We start from the raw sequence: 15846 nt of genomic DNA, 5'->3' as shown, positions 1-15846 counted from the left end.
CCTCTATTCGTCCTTCTCACCGGGCTTGTAGAGGGTTTCGCGGCCCAGGCGATCGATGCAGATCTCGGCGGTCCAGGGCAGCATGAGGGAGCCGCAGCGGCTGTCGCGGTAGATGCGCTCCAGCGGCAGGGACTTCAGCATGGACTGCCCGCCGCAGGTGCGGATGGCCTTGGTGGCCAGGGCGTTGGCGTTCTCCATCACCGTGTGCTGGGCGGCGTAGGCGCGCATCACCTGCTCCCGCGTGGGATCGGGGCGGGCTTCCCGCACGGCCTGGAACCAGAGGGCCTTCGTCTGCTCCAGCATCACGCGCATCTCCGCGACGGCGATCTGCTTCGTGGGGAACATGCGGCGCTTCACGGGGGGCGTCCCCGGCACTTCGCCGCGCAGGTAGGAGACGGTGAAGTCGTAGGCCGCCTGGGCGAGGCCCATATAGGTGGGCGTCAGCGTCATGAACATATGCGGCCAGCGACCGGCGGCCTGGAAGTACACGCCCCGCGGCATCAGCATGGATTCCTCGGGGACGAAGACATCCTTCAACAGCAGCGTGCGGGAAACGGTGCCGCGCATGCCCAGCGGATCCCAGTCCCCCACCACGGAAACGCCGGGCGCGTTCGCGGGCACGGCGAGGTAGAGGGTGTCGCGGCGGCTGCCCCGCTCCTCGCCCGTCTTCTCCGTGCAGAGGATGCCGTAGTAGTCGGCGGCGCCGGAGAGGCTGGCGAAGATCTTCTTGCCGTTGACGATGTAGCCGCCCTCCACCGGCCGCGCCTCGGTCCCGAAGGCGACCGCGCCGGCGGCGGCCGCGCCGCCTTCCGAGAAGGGCTGGGAGTAAACGGCGCCGGCCTCGATGATGCGGCGGTAGTGGCCGGAGCGGCGCGCGCGGTGGGCGGCGCGGTCCGCCTCGCTCATCTCCAAGTCCTCGCTCAGCAACCCGGACCAGAGGGTGGAGCAGACATGCATGTTCCAGGACAGCGCCGTGGCGCCGCAGTAGCGGCCGAGCTCCGCGGCGGTGAGGCAGTAGGTGGCGAAGTCCGCGCCCTCGCCCCCATCCTCGCGCGGGACGCAGATGCCGAGCAGGCCTTCGCCGTGCATGTCGCGGAAGTTGTCGAGCGGGAAGCGCGCCTCGCGGTCCCAGACCGGAGCACGGGGGGCGAGCACGGCCTTGCCGAAGCGGCGGGCGCGGGCGGTCAGCTCGGCCTGCTGCGGCGTGAGGTTGAAGGCCTCCGGCGCGAAGATCGGCTCGTCCTGCGTGGTGTCGGCGGCGAGGGTGTCCATCACGCGCTCCCCTTCAGGTTGCGGTCGAGGAAATTGAGGATGATGGCGTCGAATTCCTCCGGCGCCTCGATATTCGGCAGGTGGCCGATGCCAGCCATGCAGCGGTACTCGGCGCCCGGGATCTTCCCGGCCATGCGCTCCATAACGGGGGCGGGGGCGTTGGTGTCCGCCTCCCCGGCCAGGAGGAGGGTTGGGATGCGGATGGCGCCGAGGGAAGCGCGCTCGTCGAAGGTGACGAGGCAGCGCACGGCGGCGCGGAAGGTCTCGGACGGGGTTTCACCGAGAACCGCGATGGCGTGTTCGCGCCAGGGGGTTGCCGCGCCGCGCGGGCCGATCAGAGCGGCGAAGGTCTCGGGCGCCATGTCGGCCATGCTGCGGCCCTCGTCCAGCGGCTTCATCCGGGCGGCGACGAACTTCTGCTGGAAATCGCCGGAAGGATTCCCGAAAGCCGGGCTGGTGGCGCAAAGGATTGCGGCCGCATAGGCGTCAGGCTGGCGGCGCAACAGGGTCTGCACGACCATGCCGCCCATGGAGTGGCCGAGAAGGACGGGGCGGTCCAGGCCGCGCTCGGTGATGGCGGCTTCCACGTCTGCGGCAAGCCACTCGAAGTCCATGGAATCCACGGGCGGGCGGGTGCCGTAGCCCGGGAAGTCCAGCGGCACCGGGTCCAGCCCGCGAGCGGCGAGAGAGGCGCGCTGCGGCTCGAAAAGCCGCGCGCCGGCGCCGATCCCGTGGAGCATCACGACCGCTGTCATGGGAGGATCATATGAAATGGAATATTTCTGTCCAGCGTCGATTTCCCTAGCCGAACAACTCCTGCATCACGCCCTTCACGACCACGGGGGTGCCGTCCAGCAGGATGTCCGTACCCATCACGGGGATGTCGAAGTGGCCGGGGGTGTAGCGGCCGGCGAACTCGTTGGCGCCGGTGGAGAAGAGGAAGTTGCCGGAGACGGCGCGCAGCTCCGTGCCGTTGGTGTCGCGCCCATCGTACATGGACAGCGCCTCGTACCGTGCGGCCGGGTTCATGCCGAAGCCGACATGCGAGACGGCATAGGCTTCCCGGTCGCCCCAGGCGGCGAAGGACTGGCGCATCATCTCCGCGTCCGGCCCTTCGCCCTCGATAGCCGTCACGTAGTCCGCCTCGATTGTCAGGCGGATCGGGGCGGCGAGGTAGCGCTTGAAGGTCAGGTTGATGTCGCCGGTATCCAACACCAGCACGCCGTTCACCGTGCCGGCGGCGGGGAAGCTGACGACGATGCCGCCGGGCCAGTGGGCCAGGGTGCCCGGCCGGTCCGTCCAGCCCCAGACGCCGACGGTGGAGGCGCCGGCCATGTCGATCTCCAGCGCCGTGCCGGCGGCAGAGCGCACGCTCATCCGCTTCGCGCCGCGCATCATCTTCGTGGCGGCCTTCACGCGGGTCATCAGCGCATCGTCCGGGCGCATCCGTTCCAGCGCCTCCGGGTGCTCGTTGGAGATGGAGAGGATACGGGAGCCGGCCTTGAGGATGGCGGCCGTCTCCTTCGCGTGCATCAGCCCCTGCACGGTCAGGTCCACCACCAGGGTGCTGGCGGAAAGGGCGCCGACCACCGGTTCCAACCCGCCGATCGCCTCGCTGGCGCCGGTAGAACGGACGGGGACGGGGTAGGGATTGCGCCCGGTGGGCAGAACCAGGTGGAACGGGCGGGCGCCCAGGCGCAGCAGGGCGAGTTCGGCCAGGTGCACGTTCAGGGCGCGGGATTGGGTCTCGGAGAGGATGGCGACCGCCTCGCCCGGCTTCACCGCGCATTTCGCCAGGATCTCGGCGAAGGACTCGATCCACTTGTGCTCGATGCGGTCCGCAAACATCCTTGGCCGATCCCCTGGGTTCGCGTTCATTCGGGCGCAGAATGGCCGGAGTGGTCAAGATATATGAAAAGGGATGGAAAGCCCCTGTGGCCTTCACCGAGAGCTACCTGCCCTATCTTCTCGCTCGGGCCAGCCATGAGGTGTCCTCCACTTTCCATGCTTCGCTGAAGGGGTGGGACCTTTCCGTGCCGGAGTGGCGGGTGCTGGCCTGCCTCTCCGATATCGATGGCTTGGGCGTGGGGCAGCTGGCCGCGATGGCCCTGATGAAGCAGCCCAGCATGACGAAGGTGCTGGACCGGATGGAGGCGGACGGGCTGGTGCGCCGCCGATCAACGCGGGAGGACCGGCGGCGCGTGCTGATCCACCTCACGCCCAAGGGACGCGCGCGGGTGAGGCCGGTGCTGGCGGCAGCGCGGGCGCACCAGGACTCGCTGCTGGCCCCGCTGGGCGGGGAGGAGCGGGCGCTGATCCTGCGCGCGCTGCGCCTGCTGATCGGGGAGGATGAGGGCGGGGCGCCGGAAGCCTAGTCCCACACCCCACCGCGCGGGGAAGAGTGCGGTGGAGCGCCAGCCATGCCAAAGGGGCGGCAGATCCCCTGATGGAGCCTGCGCCATGTCCGAGACCACCTCCCCCCGCCATGCCATCGTCACCGGCGTCTCCTCCGGCATCGGGGCCGCCATCGCGGCGCGGCTACTGCGGGAGGGCTGGCAGGTGACGGGGATCAGCCGCTCCGCCCCCGGCGTCACCGACCCCGGCTTCACCCACCGCGCCGCCGACCTGTCCGACCCGGCGGGTCTGGAAGCGGCGCTGGATGGGCTGGCGCCGCAGGCCCTGGTCCATGCGGCCGGGCTGCTGCGCACCAACCCGCTGGGCGCCCTGAAGCCGGAGGACGGGCAGGCCATGTGGCGCCTGCACGTGGAGGCGACGGAGCGCCTGGCGAACCGCCTTCTCCCGGCTATGCCCGATGGCGGGCGGATGGTGTTGATCGGCAGCCGCACGGCCACCGGCGCGCCAGGGCGCAGCCAGTACGCCGCCAGCAAGGCCGCCATGCTCGCACTGGCCCGCTCCTGGGCGGCGGAGCTGGCGCCGCGGGGCATCACCGTGAACGTGGTGGCGCCGGCCGCAACGGAGACGCCGATGCTGCGCGACCCCGCCCGCGCCGGGGTGCCGCCCCGCGTGCCGCCGATCGGGCGCTTCATCCGGCCGGAGGAGGTGGCGGCGCTGGTGGCCTTCCTTCTCTCCGAGGAGGCGGGGGCGATCACGGGGCAGGGGATCACGGTCTGCGGCGGCAGCTCCCTGTAGGGCGCGGCACCCCCGCTTCTGCTTGACGGCGGGGCGGGGGAGGTGCTGAAACTCCGCCCAACGCCACAACAAATGTTCGCATTCCGATCATCGGGCTGCCGGACGGGAGGAAAGGCATGGCCGGGACGGAAGAGGGAGAGGCTTCGCCCGCAGCGAACCCGAAGAACCTCGTCCAATCCGCCGCAAAGGTCTTCGCCGTGCTGCGCGCTTTCGGCGCCGACCTGCCGGAACTGACAGTATCCGAGGTGGCAACCCGGGCGGGGCTGGACCGCGGCACCGCCTTCCGCCTGATCCACACCCTCATCGCCCTGGGCTATCTGCGCGCCGTGCCGGGCACGCGGCGCTTCCGCCTGACCCTGCGCTGCCTGGAGCTCGGCTTCGCCGCCCTGTCCGCCAACGACCTGCCCGGCCATGCCGAGCCGCTGCTGCGTGAGATGGTGCCGGGCGTGGCCGATGCCGGCTCCCTCGGCGTGATCGAGGGGGGCGAGGTGATCTACCTGCAGCGCGTGCAGCACGGGCTGGAGCGCAGCGGGCTGGTGCGCCGCCCCGGCACGCGGGTTGGTGCCTATGCCACCGCGCTGGGCCACGCCATCCTCGCCTGGCTGCCGCGCCACCGTCAGATCGAGCACCTGGAGGGCGTGGAGCGCGTGATGCTCTCCGAGCGCACCGTGACCGACCTGGATGCGCTGCTCGGGCGGCTGGAGACCGTGCGGCGCCAGGGATACGCCGTGTCCGACGGCGAGAACGCCTACGGGCTGCGCACCGTGGCCGCCCCTGTGCTGGGCGCGGATGGAATGCCGCTGGCCGGCGTAAGCCTGACCATCGGCGCCGCGCGCCAGCCGATCGACGCCTTCGTCGAAACTGCCTTGCCCCATCTTCGCCGCCTAACCGACGAGCTGACGGAGGGCGTTCGCCTCTCCCTCGGCGCGATCGGTGTGCGGCGCGCCGGATAGAGACTGGAACCCCGCGATGCCTGAACTGCACAGCCCTATCGAGCTCCTCCGCCCCGCCCGCATTGAGTTCGGCTCGGGCACCCTCTCCGCCCTGGCCCCCTGGGTGGCGGAGCGCGGGCTGAAGCGCGTGCTGGTGGTGGCCGATGCCTTCAACGCCGGCCGCGTGGGCCTGCTGGGCCTGCCCGGCGAGGTGCCCTGCGAAGTCACAGTCTTCGGCGAGGTGAAGCCGGAGCCGGACCTGCCGAACCTGGAGAAGGTGCTGGCGATGGCGGAGGCGCTGAAGCCCGACCTCGTCATCGGCTATGGCGGCGGCAGCGCCATGGACCTGGCGAAGCTGGTGGCGGTGCTGCCGGGCAGCGGCCAGACGCTGCACGAGGTGGTGGGGCCGGAGAAGGTACGCGGCCGCAAGGCCGCCCTGGTGCAGATCCCCACCACGGCCGGCACGGGCAGCGAGGGCGGCACGCGCTCCCTCGTCACCGACCCCGCCACGCAGAACAAGCTGGCGGTGCAGAGCCGGCACATGCTGGCCGACTTCGCGGTGGTCGATCCCGACCTGACGATGACCGTGCCGCCGGCCGTGACGGCCGCGACGGGCGTGGACGCCATGGCGCACTGCACGGAAGCCTTTACCTCCAAGAAGGCGCACCCGATCATCGACCTCTACGCGCTGGAGGGCATCCGCCTCGTCGGACGGTATCTCGGCCGCGCGGTGAAGGACGGATCCGACAAGGAGGCGCGCGCCGGGCTGGCGCTGGCTTCCATGTATGGCGGCTTCTGCCTCGGCCCGGTGAACACCACGGCGGGGCACGCGGTGGCCTATCCGCTGGGCACGCGCCACCACATCCCGCACGGCCTGGCCTGCGCGCTGATCTTCCCGCACACCCTGGCGCACAACGCCCCCGCCGTGCCGGAGAAGACGGCGCTGGTGCTGGAAGCGCTGGGCCTGTCGGCTTCCACCGACCCGAAGGCGGTGCTGGAAGGCACCCACGCCTTCTGCGAGCGGCTGGGCGTGGAGATGAAGCTGTCCCGCCTCAACGTGCCGCGCGATGACCTCGGCACCATGGCGACGGAGGCGCACGCCATCCGCCGCCTGCTGGACAACAACCCCCGCGACCTGAGCCGGGACGAGATCCTGGCGATGTACGAGGAGGCCTACTGATGTCGGCAGCCGTCAGCCCCCCGCCGGATTTCAGCGGCAACGGGAAGCTTGCCCCGCATCCCGGCGACGCCGCGCGGGTTGAGACCTTCATCCCCCACGCCACCGTGCAGAGCCATGCGGCGAACCTGACCTACCTGCCGAACGGCGACATCGCCTGCGTGTGGTTCGGCGGCACGCAGGAGGGCGTGGCGGACATCTCCGTCCAGTTCTCCCGCCTCGCCAAGGGCAGCGACACCTGGACGCAGCCGGAGAAGCTCTCCGACGACCCGACGCGCTCCGAGCAGAACCCGCTGCTCTTCCCCGCGCCGGACGGCACGCTGTGGCTGATCTGGACCGCGCAGATCAGCGGCAACCAGGACACGGCCATCGTCCGCTGCCGCAAGTCGGGCGATAACGGCCATTCCTGGGGCCCGATCGAGACGCTGTTCGGCCCGCGCGAGGATGGCGGCACCTTCATGCGCCAGCCGATGGTGGTGCTGGAGAACGGCGACTGGCTGCTGCCGATCTGGGTCTGCCTGACCACCCCCGGGAAGAAGTGGGTGGGGGACAAGGACTACAGCGCGGTGAAGATCTCCTCCGACCAGGGCAGGACCTGGACCGAGGTGGCGGTGCCGGAGAGCGAGGGCTGCGTGCACATGTCCGTGCTGGACATGAAGGATGGAGGCCTTGTCGCCTTCTACCGCAGCCGCTGGGCGGACAACGTCTACGTCTCCCGCTCCACAGATCTGGGGCGGACATGGACGGCGCCGGAGCGGACGGAGCTGCCGAACAACAACTCCTCCGTCCAGGCCGTGCGGCTGGCCAATGGCCATATCGGCATGGTGTACAACGAGAGCAGCGCGGCGGATGCCAAGGAGCGCCGCACCTCGCTCTACGACGACATCGAGGGCGATGAGGGCGACGACCGCGCCGAGCCCGTGCCGGTGGAGGGCGTTCGCAGCACCTTCTGGGGCGTGCCCCGCGCGCCGATGACGCTGGCGATCTCGGCCGATGGCGGCCGCAGCTGGCCCTATCGCCGCAACCTGGAGACGGGCGACGGCTACTGCATGACGAACAACTCGCGCGACAAGGTGAACCGCGAGTTCTCCTACCCGACGATCATGCAGTCGCCGGATGGGGCGCTGCACATCGCCTACACCTACTATCGACAGGCCATCAAATACGTCCGCGTGGCCGAGAGCTGGACTGGAGCACCCGCATGAGCAGCCCGCATCCCGCCGGCGTCTATTCCGCCGCTCTGACGCCGCTGAAGGAGGACCTTTCGCCGGACCTTCCCGTCTTCGTGGAGCACGCGAAGCGCCTGATCGCGCAGGGCTGCGACGGCATCGCCCTGCTGGGCACCACCGGCGAGGCGAACTCCTTCTCCACCGATGAGCGCAAGGCCATCCTGGAGGCCGCGGTGCAGGGCGGCGTGGAAACAAAGCGCCTGCTGCCCGGCACGGGCGTGGTGGCGATCCCGGAAACGGTGGCGCTGACGAAGCACGCGCTTTCGCTGGGCGTGAACACCGTCGTGATGCTGCCGCCCTTCTACTACAAGGCGCCGAGTGAGGAGGGCGTGATCGCCGCCTATTCCGAGATCGTGGAGCGGATCGGCAGCAGCGACCTGCGCGTGATCCTCTACCACATCCCGCAGATGTCGGCCGTGCCGATCACCGCCCCGATCATCGAGGCGCTGCTGAAGCGCTACCCCGGCACCTTCACGGGCATCAAGGACAGCGCCGGCGACTTCGCCAACATGCAGATGCTGGTGAAGACCTTCCCCGGCTTCGCCGTGCTGGCGGGCGCCGACCCGCTGCTGCTGCCGCTGATGCGAGAGGGTGGGGCGGGCTGCATTACCGCCACCTCCAACCTCGTCGCGGCCGACCTGGCCTTCATCTACCGCAACGCCAACGACCCCTCGAAGGCGGCCGAGGTGGATGCGGCGCAGGCCCGGGTGGTGGCCAAGCGCACCCTGGCCTCCAGGTTCGCGCAGATGGCCTCGCTGAAGGTGCTGCTGGCGAAGGAGACGGGGCACCAGGGCTGGACGCGGCTGCGCCCGCCCCTGCTGCCGCTGACACAGGACGAGGCCGCGCAGCTTCTGGCGGCCTGAACGAAGGGGGCCGGCTCCGCAACAGGGGCCGGCCCATTTGCTACGAGAAGGGAGAGACAACCATGAACCGCCGCAGTCTTCTTCTGGCCGCCGCCGGCACCCTGGCCGCCCCCGCCATCCAGGCGCAGGAATCCTGGCCCCGGGCCAAGCCGATCCGCGTGATCATCCCCTGGCCGCCGGGCGCTGCGAACGACACGCTCGGCCGCCTCCTGGCGCAGCGCCTGTCCGAGAAGCTTGGCGCGACGGCCGTGGCGGAGAACCGCACGGGCGGCGCGGGTCTGGTCGGCACCAATGCCGTGCTGCAGGCCGCGCCGGACGGCTACACGATCCTCGCCTCTGCCTTCAACACGGCGGTGATGCCGCTGGTGCTGAAGGGCGCGAACTTCGACCCGCAGAAGGACCTGGAGGTGATGGCGCGCACCGCCCGCGCGCCGCTGGTGCTCGCTGCCTCCGGCCTGAAGCGCGAGAAGACCTATGCCGAGGTGGCGGCGGCCGCGAAGGCGAAGCCGCGCGAGTGGAACTTCGCCGTCTCCTCGCTCGGCTCCGCCGGGCACCTTGCCACCATCGAGTTCCTGCGCCGCACGGGGCTGGATCTGGATATGGTGACTTATCGCGGCACGCAGCCCGCGCTGACGGACATGATGGGCGGCAGCGTGCAACTGCTGATCGACCCCTGCTTCGCCATCCTGCCCGCGCGGGGCGACGGGAAGATCAGCGTGCTCGGCATCGCGGCGAAGGAGCGTTCCAACCTTGCCAAGGACGTGCCGACCATGGGCGAGGTCGGGCTGCCCGGCTACGAGTTCCAGTCCTGGTACGGCGTCTGGGGGCCGAAGGGCACCTCTGCCGAGATCTGCGGCCGCGTGAACGCGCTGATGCAGGAGACGATGCGCGAGCCCGCCATCGTGGAGCGGATGACAGGCCAGGTGCTTGAGCCGGTGACGGAGAGCATCGACGACTCCAAGCGCTTCATCGCGAGCGAGATCACCCGCGCGAGCGAGCTGCTGAAGAGCGTGAACTACCAGCCGGAGTAGGGGAGGGAGGCCGGGGTGAGCCTTCGCCCCGGCCTGCCGCCGCCCGCCAGGGGGTGAGATCGAGAGGCCGATGACTGAGGCTTACTTTCGTTGGCAGAGCGTCTGCGTCACCGGCGGATCCCGCGGGCTCGGCGCGGCCCTGTCCCGCCGCTTTGCCGGGGCTGGAGCGCATGTCCACTTGGCCGACATCCTCGATGAGGAAGGCGAGGCCCTGGCCGGCGCCTTGCGGGGGGAGGGGCTCTCCGCCTCCTACCACCACCTCGACGTGGCCGAGGAGGGCGACTGGCAGAAACTGGTTCAGGACATCGGGGCGCGCGGCGCGGGACTGAAGGCCTTGGTGAACAATGCCGGGCTGATCGTGCGCAAGCCGCTGGCACAGACGACCAAGGCGGAATGGGACCGCGCCATGAACGTGAACGTCGCGGGCGTCTTCCTGGGCATGAAGCACTGCCACGGGCTGCTGGCGCGTACGGCACCTTCGGCGATCGTGAACATCTCCTCCACGGCCGGGATCATCGCGCACGGTGATCCCTCCTACACGGCGAGCAAATGGGCCGTGCGTGGTCTGACCAAGTCGGCCGCGCTGGAGATGGTGAAGGACGGCATCCGCGTGAACTCCGTCCACCCCGCGATGATCGCGACGCCGCTGACCCATGCGGCGCCGGCCGGGCATATGGAGGCCAATCGCTTCGCCATCCCGATGGGGCGGGAGGCCAGCCCCGATGAGATCGCCAACATCGTCCTTTTCCTCGCCTCGGACGCCGCATCCTTCATGACGGGCAGCGAGGTGACGGCGGATGGCGGGCTGACGACGGCGGGCGTGGCCCATATGCGGGCCCAGGCCCAGCAAGGGAACGTCCGAGCATAAAAGAGAAAGGGCCGGGGAGGTGTCCTCCCCGGCCCTTCGGCTCACATCCCGCCGATGTAGTTGGGTCCCCCGCCGCCCTCGGGCGTGCGCCAGTCGATGTTCTGGCTGGGGTCCTTGATGTCGCAGGTCTTGCAGTGCACGCAGTTCTGCGCGTTGATCACGAGCTTCACGGCGGCGTCGCCCGCCTCCACCGCCGCGCCCTCTCCGGTGGCCTCGGCGTCCGGCGTGCCGCGCAGCTCGCGCTCCGCCTCCGGCCCCACCGCCTCGTACACGGCGGCCGGGCAGTAGCGGCTCTCCGGGCTGCGGAACTGGTCCCAGTTCACGCCCTTCCAGCGCTCCGGCTCCTTCAGGACGAGGTGGGCCGGCTGGTTCTCCTCGTGGTTGGTGTTGGAGAGGAACACGGAGGAGAGGCGGTCGAAGGTCAGCACGCCGTCGGGCTTGGGGTAGACGATCTTTTCCGCCTTGTCGGCGGGCTTCAGCGTCTCGTTGTCGGCGTGGTGGACCCAGGTCCAGGGCGCCTTGCCGCGGAAGACGTAGGTGTCCAGCGCCGCCGCGGCCATGCCGCCGAAGAAGCCGAACTTGGAGAAGCCCGGGCGAATATTGCGGACTGAATGCAGCTCCTCCCACACCCAGGACTTGCGGATGGCCTCGGGGTAGGTCTCCAGCACCTCCGGCCGGGTTTCCCCCTTCAGCGCCTCCGCGATGGCGTCGGCGGCGACCATGCCGCTCTTCATCGCGGTGTGCGTGCCCTTGATCTTCGGCACGTTGAGGAAGCCCGCCGTGTCGCCCACCAGCATCCCGCCGGGGAAGACCAGGCGCGGCACGGACTGCGCGCCGCCCTCGTTCAGCGCGCGGGCGCCGTAGGCGATGCGCTTCCCGCCCTCCAGGAACTTGCGGACCTCGGGATGGGTCTTGAAGCGCTGGAACTCGTCGAAGGGCGAGAGCCAGGGGTTGGGATAGTCCAGCCCGACCACGAAGCCGATGGAGACGAGGTTCTCGCCGAGCATGTAGAGCCAGGAGCCGCCATAGGTGTCGCTCTTCAGCGGCCAGCCCGTGGAGTGCCACACCAGCCCCGGCGTGTGCTTCTCCTTCGGGATCTCCCACAGTTCCTTGATGCCGAGGCCGAAGGTCTGCGGCTGGCAGTCCTTGCGGAGGTCGTACTTCTCGAAGAGGCGCTTGGTCAGCGATCCCCGGCAGCCCTCCGCGAACACCGTGTAGGTGGCGCGGAGCTCCATGCCGGGCTGGAAGTCCGGGCCTTCCTCACCCTCCCGCGTGATGCCCATCACGCCGGCCACCACGCCCTTCACCACGCCTTCCTCGATCACGAGGTCGGAGGCAGCGAAGCCCGGGTAGATCTCGACGCCCAGCTCCTCCGCCTTGGCGCCGAGCCAGCGGCACACATTGCCGAGAGAGACCACGTAGTTGCCGTGGTTGTTCATGGCCGGGGGCGTGGGGAGCTTAAAGGCCCGCTTCTCCGTCAGGTACATGAAGCGGTCGTCGCCGGCGGGCGTGGCAAGGGCCGGCGGGTCGTCGCGCCAGTCCGGGAACAGCTCGTCCAGCGCGCGCGGTTCCAGCACGGCGCCGGAGAGGGTGTGGGCGCCGATCTCAGAGCCCTTTTCCACGAGGCAGACGGTGGTGTCCGGCGATGCCTGCTTCAGCCGGATGGCCGTGGCCAGGCCGGCCGGGCCGCCGCCCACCACCAGCACGTCGAATTCCATGCTCTCGCGTTCGGACACGATCGCTCCTCCTGATCTAGGGGGGATGTAGCCCTGCCTTCTCCTCTGCGTAACCCTTGATCCGCACAGGGCTCGGCCCGTCGCGGTGCGCCGGCGGCATTGCAGGGATTTGCGTTGCAAGCGGCTCGCAACGGCTTGCGGCCATTGCGCGCGGGCGCGTGCAGGCGCGATATCACCGCCATGGATCTTGATGCGGCCGAGACAGCCGCCCTGCTCGCCGCGCTGGACCTGCAGATCGCCTGGGGCGCCGACGAGGCGCTGGACGAGGTGCCGCTGGACCGCACCCGGCCGCGCCCGGCCGCGGCGGCGCCTGCAACTCGCCCTGCCGCGCCTTCCGGCAGGCCTTCCGCCACGCCCCCTGGGGTGCCTGCCGCGCCGCGCGCGCCATCTCCGGCGGCCGCGATCGCCTTTGCGCCTGCCGCCGCCCGCGCGGGGGAGCTGGCAGCGGGCGCCGACAGTCTGGAGGCGCTGCGGGCGGCCCTGGCCGCCCTGGACCACCCGCTGCGGGAGACGGCGGGGAACCTCGTCCTCGCGGACGGAGTGGCGGAGTCTGGCCTTGTCCTGATCGGCGAGGCACCGGGGGCGGACGAGGACCGGCAGGGCAAGCCCTTCGTCGGCGTCTCCGGCCGGCTGCTGGACCGGATGCTCGCCAGCATCGGGGTGGAGCGGGCGCGCAACGCCTACCTGACCAATATCCTGCCCTGGCGCCCGCCGGGGAACCGCACGCCCACGGATGCGGAGATGACGGTCTTTACCCCCTTCGTGCTGCGCCACCTGGCCCTGGTGCGGCCGCGCCACGTGGTGCTGCTCGGCGGTACGGCCGCAAAGGCGCTGCTGCGGCGGAACGAGGGGATCACGCGCCTGCGCGGCCGCTGGCACAGCCTGGACGTGCCGGGGTTGGGCACGGTGCCGACGCTGGCGACGCTGCACCCCGCCTATCTCCTCCGCCAGCCCGCCGCGAAGCGGGAGGCCTGGACCGATCTGCGGCTGCTCCGGCGGGCCCTGGACGGGGCCGCGGCACCCAGCGACGCGTCCACATGAACGAAACGTGAAGGCCCGGCGGGGCCTAAGCCGCTGATTCGCATTCAGCGCAACCCGGGCTCGCGCTCCGGTTGCTTGCTCTGGCGGGACTACCCCCCTAACGCTGGGCGCCCATGCGAGCTTCCCCTCTCGGGCTCGGTCGCCGTCCCCCCCGGCGAGCGCGCGCGATGCGGGTGGCGCTGGCGCTTGCGCTCGTCTTCTGCGGGTGCATGGCCCAAGCCGCTCCGCACCGTGCAGAGACCCATTCCCGGCGCGAGCAGCCCTCGCTGCGCGAGACCGCGCGCGCCACAAGTCAGCGGAATTCCGCTTCTCCCCGCCCAGCCCTCCAGCGGGGCCTGCGAGCGGGCCTGTCCGTTAACGCGAGCGCCCCCGCGCGGGATGCGAAGAGCCAGCTCGGGCGCGACCTTGCGCGCGCCCTGCCGCGGGGCGCCGTGCGGGGCCTCTCGCGCGCGGCCGCGCGCCCGCCGGTGGCGCGCACCGCGCGGCTGAAGGGCCCCGCCGCTTCGCCGGCCCATGCGCCGGAACTGGTGGTGGCCCGGGTGCCCACGCGGCTGGCGGAGATGCAGACGCCGCAGGAGATCGCGCTCTCCTTCGCGCGCACGCCGCTGGCCGGGATCAGCCCCGCCGTGCCCGGGCTGCCGCAGCCGCTCGCGCCCTCCGACGCCGCCCGCCTGCGCCGGATCTTCGAGCTGCAGGCCCGCGGCGAGATGGCCCAGGCCATGCGGGAATCCGAGCGCCTGGACGACCGGCGGCTGATGGGCCACGTCCTGGCCGACCGCTGGCGCGCCGATGGCGCCGCCGGGGGCGGGGTGGAGCCGACGGTGGCCGAGCTGCGCGCCTGGCTGTCCGACAACTCGGACCACCCGGACGCGCCCCGGCTGCACGCGTTGCTGGTCTCCCGCCTGCCACGCGGCGCCGATGTGCCGCCCCTGGCGGGCGCCCCCGCGGCGGAGGAGGTTCCCGCCCCCGGGCAGGAGGTGCCGCCGGAGGAGCGCGAGCCGCCCGCCGCCGCGCGCCCCCTGGTCCGCAACCCCGCCCTGGACCGCACCGTGCGCGACATGGCCGCGCGAGGGGAGGTGCAGGACGCGCTGCGCTACATCGCCTCCACCCGGGGCATGACGCCGGCCTATGCCGCCGCGCTGCAGACGGATGTGGCGCAGGTCCTCTTCACCTCCGGGAAGGACCAGGAGGCCTTCCGCGCCGCCTCCCTCGCCGCGCGCACCGCCGGCGCGCCTGCCCAGGCGGGCTTCATCGCCGGGCTCTCCGCCTGGGGCCTGGGGCAGTACGAGACGGCGCTGCCGCTCTTCGAGGCGGCCGCCCGCAACGAGGCGGCCCCGGCCGTGCTGCGCGCCGCCGCCGCTTTCTGGACTGCCCGCGCCGCCGTGCGCGCCCGCCGGCCGCAGGGCTACGTGCCCTGGATGCTCCAGGCCGCGCAGGAGCCGCGCACCTTCTACGGGCTGGTGGCGCGCCGCGCGCTGGGCCTGCCTTTCGGCTTCGCCTGGGAAGGCGGCGAGGTGGCGGGCGAGGCCGAAGGCGCCGCCCTGGCCGAGACGGCCGGTGGCTGGCGCGCGCTTGCCCTGATTCAGATCGGCCAGAAGGCCCGGGCGGAGGCGGAGCTGCGCCGGCTCTGGTCCGTCGCGCGCGGCAACTCGAACCTCGCCCGCGCCATGCTCGCCGCCGCCACGGGGGCGGGGATGACGGAGTTGGCGACGATGCTCGCCTCCCAGGCCCAGGCCGCCGATGGCCGGCCGCGCGACTATGCCCGCTTCCCCGTGCCTCGGCTGGAGCCGCAGGGCGGCTGGCGCGCCGACCCCGCGCTGATCTACGGCCTTGCCCGGCAGGAATCGAACTTCGACCCCGACGCCGTCTCACCCGCCGGTGCCCGCGGGCTGATGCAGGTGATGCCGGCCACCGCCGCCTTCATAACCGGCGATGCCAGCCTGAAGGACGGCGGGCGGCGGCTGCACGACCCGGGTTTCAGCCTGGAATTGGGGCAACGCTACCTTCTGCACCTCTCCTCCCAGGAGAACGTGAAGGGCGACCTGATCCGGATGCTGGCCGCCTACAACGCCGGCCCGGGGAACCTGACGAAGTGGATGCCCACCAACGGCCACCGTGAGGACCCCTTCCTCTTCATCGAGAGCATCCCCTTCAACGAGACGCGGGCCTATGTGCAGCGCGTGCTGGCCTATTCCTGGATCTATGCCAGCCGCCTGGGCCTGCCCTCGCCGAGCCTGGACGCGCTGGCGGCCGGCAGCGCCCCACGCTTCCTGGGGGTGGAGGAACTGGCGAGGATCGTGGCCCGGAACCGCGGGGTACGCTGATCGGGTGCGCTTGTGGCCCCAAGGGGCTCCGCCCCTTGGACCTGCATCGGGCTGCCGCGGGACTGACTTGCGGCGTGGGGCTGACGATCAGGACCCTGTCCTGCCCTCACAATCGCCTCGGCTCCACGAGCCGAGGCGCACCGTCAGCGATGTTCGGACCAGCTGATAGAAGAAGATGATGGAGAGGGGTCCGGGGAGAGGAAGAATTCCTTCTTCCTCTCCC

14 protein-coding genes are annotated in these 15846 nt (G+C 71.0%); 10 read left to right on the top strand and 4 right to left on the bottom strand.

Going from position 1 to position 15846, the window contains the following annotated elements; all coding sequences use genetic code 11:
• Positions 1–3: 3 nt before the first annotated feature.
• Genes NRP21_RS14405 through NRP21_RS14395 form a run of 3 tightly spaced genes read right to left on the bottom strand, consistent with a single transcriptional unit; the run spans position 4 to position 3120 of the window.
• The gene (locus NRP21_RS14405) at positions 4–1272 is read right to left on the bottom strand and encodes an acyl-CoA dehydrogenase family protein (RefSeq protein ID WP_257716908.1); all 1269 of its coding nucleotides are present in this window, start codon (positions 1270–1272) and stop codon (positions 4–6) included.
• Entirely contained in the window at positions 1272–2027 is a 756-nt protein-coding gene (locus NRP21_RS14400; protein WP_257716907.1) for an alpha/beta fold hydrolase, read from the bottom strand. Before NRP21_RS14400 ends, NRP21_RS14405 begins: the two co-directional genes overlap by 1 nt.
• 46 nt (positions 2028–2073) lie before the next feature.
• Positions 2074–3120 carry a M29 family metallopeptidase gene (locus NRP21_RS14395; protein ID WP_257716906.1) on the bottom strand — a complete coding sequence of 349 codons (1047 nt, stop codon included), beginning with the start codon at positions 3118–3120 and terminating at the stop codon, positions 2074–2076.
• Positions 3121–3206: 86 nt separating this feature from the next.
• Between NRP21_RS14395 and NRP21_RS14390 the strand changes: the two genes are divergently transcribed.
• The 8 genes from NRP21_RS14390 (at position 3207) to NRP21_RS14355 (ending at position 10522) form a co-directional block, all read left to right on the top strand.
• Complete coding sequence (locus NRP21_RS14390; RefSeq protein ID WP_257716905.1) at positions 3207–3647, top strand: MarR family winged helix-turn-helix transcriptional regulator; 441 nt, start codon at positions 3207–3209, stop codon at positions 3645–3647.
• Positions 3648–3732: 85 nt separating this feature from the next.
• Positions 3733–4422, top strand: a complete 690-nt coding sequence (locus NRP21_RS14385; RefSeq protein ID WP_257716904.1) for an SDR family NAD(P)-dependent oxidoreductase — start codon at positions 3733–3735, stop codon at positions 4420–4422.
• 116 nt (positions 4423–4538) lie between these two features.
• Entirely contained in the window at positions 4539–5375 is an 837-nt protein-coding gene (locus NRP21_RS14380; protein WP_257716903.1) for an IclR family transcriptional regulator, read from the top strand.
• A gap of 16 nt (positions 5376–5391) precedes the next feature.
• Positions 5392–6534: an iron-containing alcohol dehydrogenase gene (locus NRP21_RS14375; protein ID WP_257716902.1), complete on the top strand. Its 1143-nt coding sequence runs from the start codon at positions 5392–5394 to the stop codon at positions 6532–6534.
• Complete coding sequence (locus NRP21_RS14370) at positions 6534–7736, top strand: sialidase family protein (RefSeq protein ID WP_257716901.1); 1203 nt, start codon at positions 6534–6536, stop codon at positions 7734–7736. The genes NRP21_RS14375 and NRP21_RS14370 overlap by 1 nt, the downstream gene beginning before the upstream one ends.
• Complete coding sequence (locus NRP21_RS14365; RefSeq protein WP_257716900.1) at positions 7733–8623, top strand: dihydrodipicolinate synthase family protein; 891 nt, start codon at positions 7733–7735, stop codon at positions 8621–8623. The genes NRP21_RS14370 and NRP21_RS14365 overlap by 4 nt, the downstream gene beginning before the upstream one ends.
• 62 nt (positions 8624–8685) lie before the next feature.
• Complete coding sequence (locus NRP21_RS14360) at positions 8686–9654, top strand: Bug family tripartite tricarboxylate transporter substrate binding protein (protein ID WP_257716899.1); 969 nt, start codon at positions 8686–8688, stop codon at positions 9652–9654.
• Positions 9655–9724: 70 nt separating this feature from the next.
• Positions 9725–10522, top strand: coding sequence for an SDR family oxidoreductase (locus tag NRP21_RS14355; protein WP_257716898.1), 798 nt, complete (start codon positions 9725–9727; stop codon positions 10520–10522).
• Positions 10523–10563: 41 nt separating this feature from the next.
• Here NRP21_RS14355 and NRP21_RS14350 read toward each other — a convergent pair whose 3' ends face one another.
• Complete coding sequence (locus NRP21_RS14350) at positions 10564–12258, bottom strand: electron transfer flavoprotein-ubiquinone oxidoreductase (RefSeq protein ID WP_257716897.1); 1695 nt, start codon at positions 12256–12258, stop codon at positions 10564–10566.
• 180 nt (positions 12259–12438) lie between these two features.
• Here NRP21_RS14350 and NRP21_RS14345 point away from each other — a divergent pair, with 180 nt between their 5' ends.
• Complete coding sequence (locus NRP21_RS14345; RefSeq protein WP_257716896.1) at positions 12439–13299, top strand: uracil-DNA glycosylase; 861 nt, start codon at positions 12439–12441, stop codon at positions 13297–13299.
• A gap of 209 nt (positions 13300–13508) precedes the next feature.
• Positions 13509–15623 carry a lytic transglycosylase domain-containing protein gene (locus NRP21_RS14340; RefSeq protein ID WP_257716895.1) on the top strand — a complete coding sequence of 705 codons (2115 nt, stop codon included), beginning with the start codon at positions 13509–13511 and terminating at the stop codon, positions 15621–15623.
• Positions 15624–15846 lie beyond the last annotated feature (223 nt).

The sequence above is a fragment of the Roseomonas populi genome (assembly GCF_024594815.1).
In the GTDB taxonomy this organism is placed as follows: Bacteria; Pseudomonadota; Alphaproteobacteria; order Acetobacterales; family Acetobacteraceae; genus Roseomonas; species Roseomonas populi.
Note: the sequence above shows the minus strand (reverse complement) of the source record. Positions and strands in the feature narration are given on the sequence as shown.

What these genes read in the sequence shown, in the direction of transcription:
- NRP21_RS14405 (WP_257716908.1), bottom strand. Translation starts at nt 1,272, where the DNA reads ATGGACACCCTCGCCGCCGACACCACGCAGGACGAGCCGATCTTCGCG.
- NRP21_RS14400 (WP_257716907.1), bottom strand. Translation starts at nt 2,027, where the DNA reads ATGACAGCGGTCGTGATGCTCCACGGGATCGGCGCCGGCGCGCGGCTT.
- NRP21_RS14395 (WP_257716906.1), bottom strand. Translation starts at nt 3,120, where the DNA reads ATGTTTGCGGACCGCATCGAGCACAAGTGGATCGAGTCCTTCGCCGAG.
- NRP21_RS14385 (WP_257716904.1), top strand. Translation starts at nt 3,733, where the DNA reads ATGTCCGAGACCACCTCCCCCCGCCATGCCATCGTCACCGGCGTCTCC.
- NRP21_RS14380 (WP_257716903.1), top strand. Translation starts at nt 4,539, where the DNA reads ATGGCCGGGACGGAAGAGGGAGAGGCTTCGCCCGCAGCGAACCCGAAG.
- NRP21_RS14375 (WP_257716902.1), top strand. Translation starts at nt 5,392, where the DNA reads ATGCCTGAACTGCACAGCCCTATCGAGCTCCTCCGCCCCGCCCGCATT.
- NRP21_RS14370 (WP_257716901.1), top strand. Translation starts at nt 6,534, where the DNA reads ATGTCGGCAGCCGTCAGCCCCCCGCCGGATTTCAGCGGCAACGGGAAG.
- NRP21_RS14365 (WP_257716900.1), top strand. Translation starts at nt 7,733, where the DNA reads ATGAGCAGCCCGCATCCCGCCGGCGTCTATTCCGCCGCTCTGACGCCG.
- NRP21_RS14360 (WP_257716899.1), top strand. Translation starts at nt 8,686, where the DNA reads ATGAACCGCCGCAGTCTTCTTCTGGCCGCCGCCGGCACCCTGGCCGCC.
- NRP21_RS14355 (WP_257716898.1), top strand. Translation starts at nt 9,725, where the DNA reads ATGACTGAGGCTTACTTTCGTTGGCAGAGCGTCTGCGTCACCGGCGGA.
- NRP21_RS14345 (WP_257716896.1), top strand. Translation starts at nt 12,439, where the DNA reads ATGGATCTTGATGCGGCCGAGACAGCCGCCCTGCTCGCCGCGCTGGAC.
- NRP21_RS14340 (WP_257716895.1), top strand. Translation starts at nt 13,509, where the DNA reads ATGGCCCAAGCCGCTCCGCACCGTGCAGAGACCCATTCCCGGCGCGAG.